This is a genomic window from Methylocystis sp. (assembly GCF_021731785.1).
GTDB lineage: Bacteria > Pseudomonadota > Alphaproteobacteria > Rhizobiales > Beijerinckiaceae > Methylocystis.
In genome coordinates, this window is sequence record NZ_JAKFWS010000134.1 from 23,970 (window position 1) to 32,660 (window position 8,691).

The 8,691-nt window shown below is 64.7% G+C and carries 6 protein-coding genes; 3 read left to right on the plus strand and 3 right to left on the minus strand.

The features are described from left to right. Nucleotides 1–82 precede the first annotated feature (82 nt). On the plus strand, nucleotides 83–1,651 hold the full coding sequence (locus QZ964_RS18370; protein WP_292533380.1) for a glucan biosynthesis protein: 1,569 nt from the start codon (nucleotides 83–85) through the stop codon (nucleotides 1,649–1,651). Between the two features lie 78 nt (nucleotides 1,652–1,729). On the opposite strand, the gene QZ964_RS18375 is transcribed toward QZ964_RS18370, so the two are convergent. Further along, nucleotides 1,730–2,545 (minus strand): creatininase family protein, encoded by an 816-nt coding sequence (locus QZ964_RS18375; RefSeq protein WP_292533382.1) that lies wholly within the window; start codon nucleotides 2,543–2,545, stop codon nucleotides 1,730–1,732. A gap of 55 nt (nucleotides 2,546–2,600) precedes the next feature. Then, nucleotides 2,601–3,923: a TIGR03862 family flavoprotein gene (locus QZ964_RS18380; protein ID WP_292533388.1), complete on the minus strand. Its 1,323-nt coding sequence runs from the start codon at nucleotides 3,921–3,923 to the stop codon at nucleotides 2,601–2,603. Nucleotides 3,924–4,048: 125 nt separating this feature from the next. Here QZ964_RS18380 and QZ964_RS18385 point away from each other — a divergent pair, with 125 nt between their 5' ends. Both QZ964_RS18385 and QZ964_RS18390 read left to right on the plus strand, forming a co-directional pair. Beyond that, nucleotides 4,049–5,071, plus strand: a complete 1,023-nt coding sequence (locus QZ964_RS18385; RefSeq protein ID WP_292533384.1) for an RluA family pseudouridine synthase — start codon at nucleotides 4,049–4,051, stop codon at nucleotides 5,069–5,071. 379 nt (nucleotides 5,072–5,450) lie between these two features. Beyond that, complete coding sequence (locus tag QZ964_RS18390) at nucleotides 5,451–6,467, plus strand: ribonuclease T (protein WP_292533386.1); 1,017 nt, start codon at nucleotides 5,451–5,453, stop codon at nucleotides 6,465–6,467. Nucleotides 6,468–6,562: 95 nt separating this feature from the next. Here the strand turns inward: QZ964_RS18390 and typA are convergent, their stop codons facing one another. After that, nucleotides 6,563–8,383: a translational GTPase TypA gene (gene typA / locus QZ964_RS18395; RefSeq protein ID WP_292533387.1), complete on the minus strand. Its 1,821-nt coding sequence runs from the start codon at nucleotides 8,381–8,383 to the stop codon at nucleotides 6,563–6,565. Nucleotides 8,384–8,691 lie beyond the last annotated feature (308 nt).

The window sequence follows — 8,691 nt, forward strand, 5'->3', positions numbered from 1 at the left end:
TCTTGCGCAACCGAAACGATAGCGTTAGAGCAGCAGGCAGAAGTCCCTGTAGACAACGGAAAACCTTGGCTCGGATGCGGGAATGAGGCGATTAACGCGGCGCCAATTCGCCGGGGCGCTCTCTGCGGTCGGCGCGCAGTTTGCGCTCAAATGCTCGGCGCAGGCCGCCACCGTCGTCCCGACGCCGCGGTTCGGCTTCGAGAACGTGGTGCAACGGGCGCGCGATCTCGCGCTTGCGCCGTTCGACCCAGCGGTTCCTTCGCGCCTGCCGGAGCCTTTCGACGCGCTGGACTTCGACACCTGGCGAGAGATTCGCTTCCGGCGCGACCATGACGTCTTCGCCAGCGCCGACGGCGGCTTCCGGCTGGAGACGTTTCATCTCGGCTTTCTCTATCGCCGTCCAGTGACAGTGAACACGATCCGCGACGGCATCGCGACGCCTATTCCCTATTCGTCGGCGCTCTTCGACTATGGCCGCCTCAAGATCGAAAAGGCGCCCCCCGTCAACACCGGCTTCGCCGGCTTTCGCCTGCATTTTCCGGTCAACGAGCCGCATGTCCACGATGAGGTGATTTCCTTCCTCGGCGCGAGCTATTTCCGCTTTCTCGGCCGCGACCAGAATTATGGCCTGTCGGCCCGGGCGCTTTGCGTCGACGCCGGCTCCGATCGCGAGAGCTTTCCGTTCTTCCGCGAATTCTGGATCGAAACGCCGGAGAAAGGCGGCAATCACGCGACGCTCTATGCGCTTCTCGACGGCGAGGCTACGACAGGCGCCTTCAGATTCGATCTTTTCGCTGCGCAGGAAAGCACGCTTGATATCCAGGCGACGCTGTTTCCACGCCGATCGGGCGCGAAACTCGGCCTCGCGCCGCTCACGTCGATGTATCTGACCGGCGAAAACGACCGGCGCCTGCGCGACGGTTTCCGCACGGAATTGCATGACTCCGACGGGCTCCTGATTCACACTAGCGCAGGCGAATGGCTTTGGCGCCCGCTCGGAAATCCTCCAGGCGCGCGCATTTCATCATTTCTCGACGCCAACAATCGCGGCTTCGGCCTGCTGCAACGCGACAGGACCTTCGAATCCTATCAGGATCTCGACCTCGCCTACGAAAACCGGCCGAGCTATTTCGTCGAACCGGTCGGCGACTGGGGCGAAGGCCGGGTGGAGCTTATCGAATTGCCGACGCGCGACGAAACCAACGACAATATTGTCGCGAGCTGGATCCCGGCGAAATCGCCGCCGCCCGGTGCGCCCTTCGTCTACGCTTATCGAATCACCGCAGGACTCGAGATGCCGCGGCTTGCGCCCAATGGCGTCGTCGTCAACACTTTTGAAGCGCCGGCGCGAGCGCTCGGCTCGACTGAACCCATTGACCCCGAGTCGCATCGATTCATCGTCGATTTCGCCGGCGGCGACCTCGCCTATTACGTCGCCGATCCCAGTCAGGTCGAAGCGGTGGCGACAACCAATACGGGACGAATGCTGCGCGCGAGCGTCGCCGCGAACCCGCATATCGGCGGCCTCCGCGCGCTCTTCGACGTGTCGGTGAAGCCCGGACAGACCGCCGATCTTCGCCTGTTTTTGCGGGCGCACGGGCGGACGCTCACCGAGACCTGGACCTATCCCTGGACGGCGCCGGCGGCATAAAGCGCGCTCCAAGCTTATAGGATCAATCGCGTGATCTGGATGTGAGCGATTGCGCCCAAATGCAGCGTGATCCAGCTCTCAATCATCCAGGCTCTTCAACCGCGTAAGGTCGAACGCCTCGATGTCGCGCAGCAGTTCAATGAAGGCCGTCGCCCAGTAATCCGCCACCGCTTCGCCCTTCGCCGCGCTGGCTTTCGAGGCGTCGCCCATCGCGCCGGCAGGCGAAAGGTCTTGCGCCATCCAGCCAAAACCTGCGGGGCGATCGGCGCGCAGCCAGGCGAAATCGCGCTCGAAGTCGAGCGTCGCGGGCGGAAAATTCTTGGCGCGCGCCATATCGACGAGTTCCGGCCGGAAGGCGAGCATCAGCGATGTCTCGATCTCGCCGCCATGTATCCCGTGGCGCAATTCCGCCGGCGAGAAAAGTCCGTCGGGATAGCCAAAGCGCGCCCAGGAGGCGACAACCGCGAGCGCGCCGAAGCGGGCGCGCAGCTCGAGCGCCGTCTGCGAAACGAGCGCCGAATTGCCGCCATGCGAATTGAGCAGCGCCAGCTTTGTCACGCCCGAACGCAATACGCTTTCGGCAATCTCGGAGAGAAGGCGCGACGCCGTCTCATTGGTCAGCGTCAGCGTGCCGGGAAAGTCGCGATGCTCGGTTGAAACGCCGACGCTCTGGATCGGCAGAAAGACGACGTCCAAGTCTTCTGGCAGTCGCGCTGCAACGCGCTCGACGCACCCTTCCATGATCATCGCGTCGACCCCGAGCGGCAGATGCGGACCATGCTGCTCCACCGCCGCGATCGGCAGAACGGCGATCACGCGCGACAGGTCAAGGGCGCGCATGTCGCGCAGCGAGAGTTCCGTCCAGAAGGGCGAAGGCAGCATGGCGGCAAGCATATGCGCCTTGGCCTTAAAGGGGAATGCGCCGGCTATCCGCCGCCGACGCCCAAATCTATGCGCTAAATTTGTTCAATGTTTCCGGCGAACGCCCGTTCGGCTCCTGGCGCAGCGTCAGGCCGGTCTGATCCGTTTCGGACGGCGCAGCGGACTGATCGGGCGAAAGTCCGAGATAGCGGGCCGCGCCGCGCCCCGCCGCCAACCCGGTGGCGAAGGCCGCCTGCAAGAGATAGCCGCCGGTCGGCGCGTCATAGTCGAGCATCTCGCCCGCGACGAAAACGCCCGGCAGCTTCTTGAGCATCAGATCGTCGTCGAGTTCGTCAAAGGAGACCCCGCCGGCGGTCGAGATGGCGCGCTCAAGACCGGCGACTCCGGTGACGGTCAGCGGCGCGTTCTTGATCAGGACGGCCAGCGTTTCGGCGTCGCGCGGCAATCCGCCCGGTCGCGCCTCGCGCAGAAGGCCGATCTCGGCCTTGGTGAGCCCCGCTTTGCGCAAAAAATTCGCATGCGACTGCTTTTGCGGACGACGCGACAGCTTGCGCGCCAGACACTCCAGCGTCGTGTCGGGACGCAGATCGATCGCCAGCGTCGTCTCGCCATGTTTTTGCGTGGCGGCGCGCAATTGCGAGGCGAGCGCGTAGACCGGCCCGCCCTCGAGTCCGCCGCGCGTCACCACGACGTCGCCGCGCGCGGCGGATGCGCCATGGCGCAGCAGAACCGTCTTGATCGGCTGGCCTTCGAAATCGTCGCGAAAGATCGCGGTCCATTCGATGAGCGCGCCGCTGTTGGCGGCAGCGAGCGGCGTGACTCGCACGCCTTGCGCGCCGAGCCGCGCCGCCCAGGCGCCGTCGGAGCCGAGCCGCGGCCAGGAAGCGCCGCCGAGCGCCAGAACCAGCGCGTCGAACTTGCGGGTGAATTCGCCGTCGGGGCCGATGAGGCGCAGAGCCCCGGATTCGGCAAAGCCCGCGAAATCGTGCCTTGTCGCAATGGCGACTCCGAATCGCGCCAGTCGCGCGAGCCAGGCGCGCAGCAGCGGCGACGCCTTGAAGCTCGCCGGGAAAACCCGGCCGCTCGAGCCGACGAAAGTCGTTTCGCCAAGCTCGGCGCAGAAGTCGCGCAGCGCCTGCGGCGGCCAAGCGCGGACGAAGGGCGCAAGCCGCGCGGCGGCGGCGCCATAGCGCGAGATGAAGCGGTCCAGGCTTTCGCTGTGGGTGATGTTCAGTCCGCCGCGCCCCGCCATCAGAAATTTGCGCGCCGGGCTCGCTTTGTGCTCATAGATGACGACGCGCGCCCCGGCGCGCGCGAGGAACTCGGCGGCGAAAAGTCCGGCGGGGCCCGCGCCGATGATGGCGCAGAACGGAGCCTCGGCGTCGCTAATGGATGGGCCTCCCCTGGGCGGCGTTGACGCTTTGTCTGAATGCGAAGGTTTCGCCCTTCGCGCACGCCACGCCTACGTTTCCGGCTCTCATACCATGCGCGCGCCGGCGCGCGGAAAAAAGCTGAATGACGGTCAAGGCTCCGCATCATATTGACGCAACCACCGCAGGCTTCGAATTTCTCGCGGCGCCGCAACATGCCGGAGTCCGGCTAGACCGCTTTCTCGCGGAGCAGCCGGCGATCGTCGCCGCGCATCTCTCGCGCAGCCGCATCAAGACGCTGATTGAAGCGGGGCGCGCGGCGATCGGCGGCGAGACCACGCGCGATCCGGCGAAGAAAATCGCGCCGGGCGACAACGTCACGCTTGTCGTGCCGGAGCCGGCGCCGGCCGAACCGCAGGGCGAAGATATTGCGCTCAACATCGTCTATGAGGATTCGCATCTTCTCGTCATCGACAAGCCAGCCGGGCTCGTCGTGCATCCGGCGAGCGCGCATGAGAGCGGCACGCTGGTCAATGCGCTGATCGCCCATTGCGGCGACAGTCTTTCCGGCGTCGGCGGGGTGAAGAAGCCCGGCATCGTGCATCGCATCGACAAGGATACGAGTGGGCTGCTGGTCGTCGCCAAGACCGACGCCGCGCATCACGGATTGTCGCGGCTCTTCGCCGATCATGGCCGCACGCTCTCGCTAACGCGCGAATATCTCGCCTTCGTCTGGGGGGGTCCCGACCGCGCGCATGGAACGATTCAAGCGCCGCTCGGGCGCCATGCGACGCAGCGCGAGAAGATGGCGGTGGTTTCAGAATCGCGCGGGCGCGAAGCCATCACCAATTGGCAGAAGGTCGAGGATTACGGCGTCGCCGCGCTCTTGCGCTGTCAGCTGGAGACCGGCCGCACGCATCAGATCCGCGTGCATATGGCGCATATCGGCCATCCGCTGATCGGCGATAAAACCTATGGCGCGGGGTTTAAAACCAAGGTCGCGAAGCTGGCGCCCGCCGCTCGGGAAATCGTCGAGCGTTTGGGCCGTCAGGCGCTGCACGCCGCGACGCTCGACTTCGCGCATCCGGTCACCGGCGAAGAAATGCTGTTTGAAAGCGAATTGCCGGAGGATTTGGCGCAGTTGCGGGAGGCGCTCGCGGGCGTTTGAAGGTCGGCGCCAAAAACCCTGGCGCGCTTGCACGAAGGCTTGGCGAACTTACGGCGCAATAAGCGATGCGCATCCTATCCACGTCATGCCCGGCCTTGTCCCGGGCATCCACGCGGCGCCGCTCCGCAGATTTCGCAGCGCCGCGCCGCCTCGACGTGGATGGCCGGGACAAGCCCAGCCATGACGGGCTGAGATGTTGCGCCTCGGCGCCCGCTTCGTGGTTTTCACCTCTTTTCCCGCACCGCTCTTCAATGCGCCATGCTTCGGCGAAGTTTCGTTCTTTCCGCAATGCCGCGTTCATCGAAATCGAAGGGAGCAATGCTTGCTCAGGCACGCCGCTCGGCGCTACCATTCAGCGCGTTTTTTTGGAGGCATCGCCTTGCGCAAATTTGCTCTTCACTTCTTGCTTTGCTCGTCATTGTCGCTCGCCGCCTCAGGCGCAATGGCGGAGACTCCCGCATCCGGAACCTTCGTCGCCCGTCAGTCCTGTCCCGCGCTTCAATCCATCAGAACCGGCGCCAATCCGGGCAACATCAGCGTTGAGCCAGATGGGCGTTATTCCATTTTCGCCAAGAACAAGCCGAATGCGACGCATTATCTCATCGATGTCCCCGACGCTAATCCAGGGCGCCGGTGGGTCGCGGTCGGATGCGGCGAGGCGACGCTCGCTGAGGGCGGCGGCCAGCCGGGGAGCGGCGGCGAAGAAGCCCCCGGCGAGCAAGAGCATGACGGCGGCCCGGCGGCGCAAAAGCCGGATTACATCCTTGCCGTGAGCTGGCAGCCGGCCTTTTGCGAAGGCAAGCCCGACAAGACGGAATGCGAAACGCAGAAGCCCGACCGGTTCGACGCGACGCATTTCACGCTGCATGGACTCTGGCCCAGGAAACAATATTGCAACGTCGATCGCCACATCATCGCCGCCGATAAGGACAACCGGTGGAACGGCCTGCCCGAGCCTGAACTCTCCGACGCGACAAGGCACGCGCTGTCGGAAGTCATGCCGGGAACGATGTCGCTGCTCGAACGGCACGAGTGGATCAAACATGGCACGTGCTTTCCGGGAAGCGCGGCGGAAATTTATTTTGCACGGTCGCTCGCGCTGATGTCGCAGCTGAATAGCTCCAAGGTTCGGGAGCTTTTCGCGGCGCATATCGGCGACGAAATCACGCGCGACCAACTCAAGGCGGCGTTCAACGAGACCTTCGGCGACGGCGCCGCGGATCGCGTGCGCGTCGCCTGCAAGAGAGACGGCGGCCGCAATCTCATTGTCGAGATGACCATCGGATTGACCGGCGACGTTAAACCCGACAGCAAACTCGCCGACCTCATCGCCGCCGCGCCGGCGACGGACCCCGGCTGCCCGCGCGGCGTCATCGATCCGGTGGGCTTGCAGTAGGCCGAAGCCTTGGCTTGGCACCTTCTGCTCGCGCCCGCGACGCCGCGTGGATGCCCGCGACAAGCGCGGCCATGACGGTGCGAAGCGCGCCGCATTCACTCCACCAGCGCGGCCTTGCCCTTCGCCTTCTTGCGGTCGTTCGGATCGAGAAACACTTTGCGTAGCCGAATGGATTTCGGCGTCACTTCCACGCGCTCGTCGTCCTCGATATAGGCCAGCGCCTTTTCCAGCGTCATCTGGATCGGCGGGGTGAGGCGCACCGCCTCGTCCTTCGACTGGGTGCGGATATTGGTGAGCTGCTTGCCCTTTAAGACATTGATCTCAAGATCATTGTCGCGCGTGTGCTCGCCGACGATCATGCCGCGATAGACCTTCCAGCCGGGCTCGATCATCATCGGCCCGCGATCCTCCAGCTTCCACATGGCGTAGGCGACGGCTTCGCCGGAATCATTACTGATCAGCACGCCGTTGCGGCGTCCCTGAATGTCGCCCCTATAGGGCGCATATTCATGGAACAGGCGGTTCATGATCGCCGTGCCGCGCGTGTCGGTCAAAAGCTCGCCCTGATAGCCGATGAGGCCGCGCGTCGGCGCATGGAAAACGAGCCGCAGGCGATTGCCGCCCGAGGGCTTCATCTCGATCATCTCGGCCTTGCGCTCGTTCATCTTCTGAACGACGACGCCGCTATGCTCCTCGTCGACGTCGATGACGACTTCTTCGATCGGCTCGAGGATATCGCCGCTCTCATCCTTCTTGAAGACGACCTTCGGGCGCGAGACGCCGAGTTCGAAGCCCTCGCGGCGCATGGTCTCGATGAGGATGCCGAGTTGCAATTCGCCGCGGCCCGAGACGATGAAGGCGTCGCCCATCGGCGCGTCCTCGACGCGCAGGGCGACATTGCCCTCGGCCTCTTTGTAAAGGCGCGCGCGGATCATGCGGCTCGTGACCTTGTCGCCTTCCGTGCCCGCCAGCGGGCTATCATTGACGAGGAAGGTCATGGAGAGCGTCGGCGGGTCGATCGGCTGCGCCTGCAGCGGCTCGTTCACGTCAAGCGCGCAGAGCGTGTCGGCGACGTTGAATTTTTCGAGGCCGGCAATGGCGACGATGTCGCCGGCTTCCGCCTCTTCGATCGGCTGGCGCTCGATGCCGCGGAAGGCGAGGATCTTCGACACGCGACCCTGCTCGACGATTTTGCCGGTGCGGTCGAGCACTTTTACCGCCTGATTGGGCTTCACGCTGCCGGCGAAAACGCGGCCGGTGATGATGCGGCCGAGATAGGGGTTCGCTTCGAGCAGCGTGCCGAGCATGCGGAAGCCGCCCTCTTCGACCGTGGGCGCCGGCACATGTTTGAGCACGAGATCGAAGAGCGGCGCCATGCCGTCCTGCGGGCCGTCTGGCTCCTCGGCCATCCAGCCCTGCTTGGCCGAGCCGTAGATGATCGGAAAGTCGAGTTGCTCATCGGTAGCGTCGAGCGCCGCGAAAAGATCGAAGACCTCGTTGACGACTTCGCTCACTCGCGCGTCGGGCTTGTCGACCTTGTTGACGCAGACGATGGGCTTCAGGCCGATCTTCAAGGCCTTGCCGACGACGAATTTCGTCTGCGGCATCGGGCCTTCGGCGGCGTCGACGAGCACGATCGCGCCGTCCACCATGGACAGAATACGCTCCACCTCGCCGCCGAAATCGGCGTGGCCGGGTGTGTCGACGATATTGACGCGCACATCCTTCCAGGCGATCGAGGTCGCCTTGGCCATGATGGTGATGCCGCGCTCCTTTTCGAGGTCGTTCGAATCCATGACGCGCTCGGCGACGCGCTGATTCTCTCGGAAGGCGCCCGACTGCTGGAGCAGGCGGTCGACGAGCGTGGTCTTGCCATGGTCGACGTGGGCGATGATGGCGATATTGCGCAGCTGCATGTTCAAAGGCCGGCCAGGTAAAACAGCCGCCTCAGCGGCCGCCGATGGGCGGCCGGAACTAAAAGACGCCGGCTGTTGTTGCGATGCAGCGTCTCTTACCCCAAGGCGGGCGATTTTGGAAGCGAAACCGGCCGGGGCGCGCCGCCCAGCGCCGGAATGAAGCCCCGCCCCTGCCCGCGGCTTACCGCGCCGGGCACTGCTCCCGGCAGCGCCGAAAGGCGGGGATGCATTGCGACCCCAGGCCGCCGTCCGCCAGACAGGAGTCGCGCTCCGCAGCGCATTCCCGCAGGCATTGCTCGCGCGGCGTC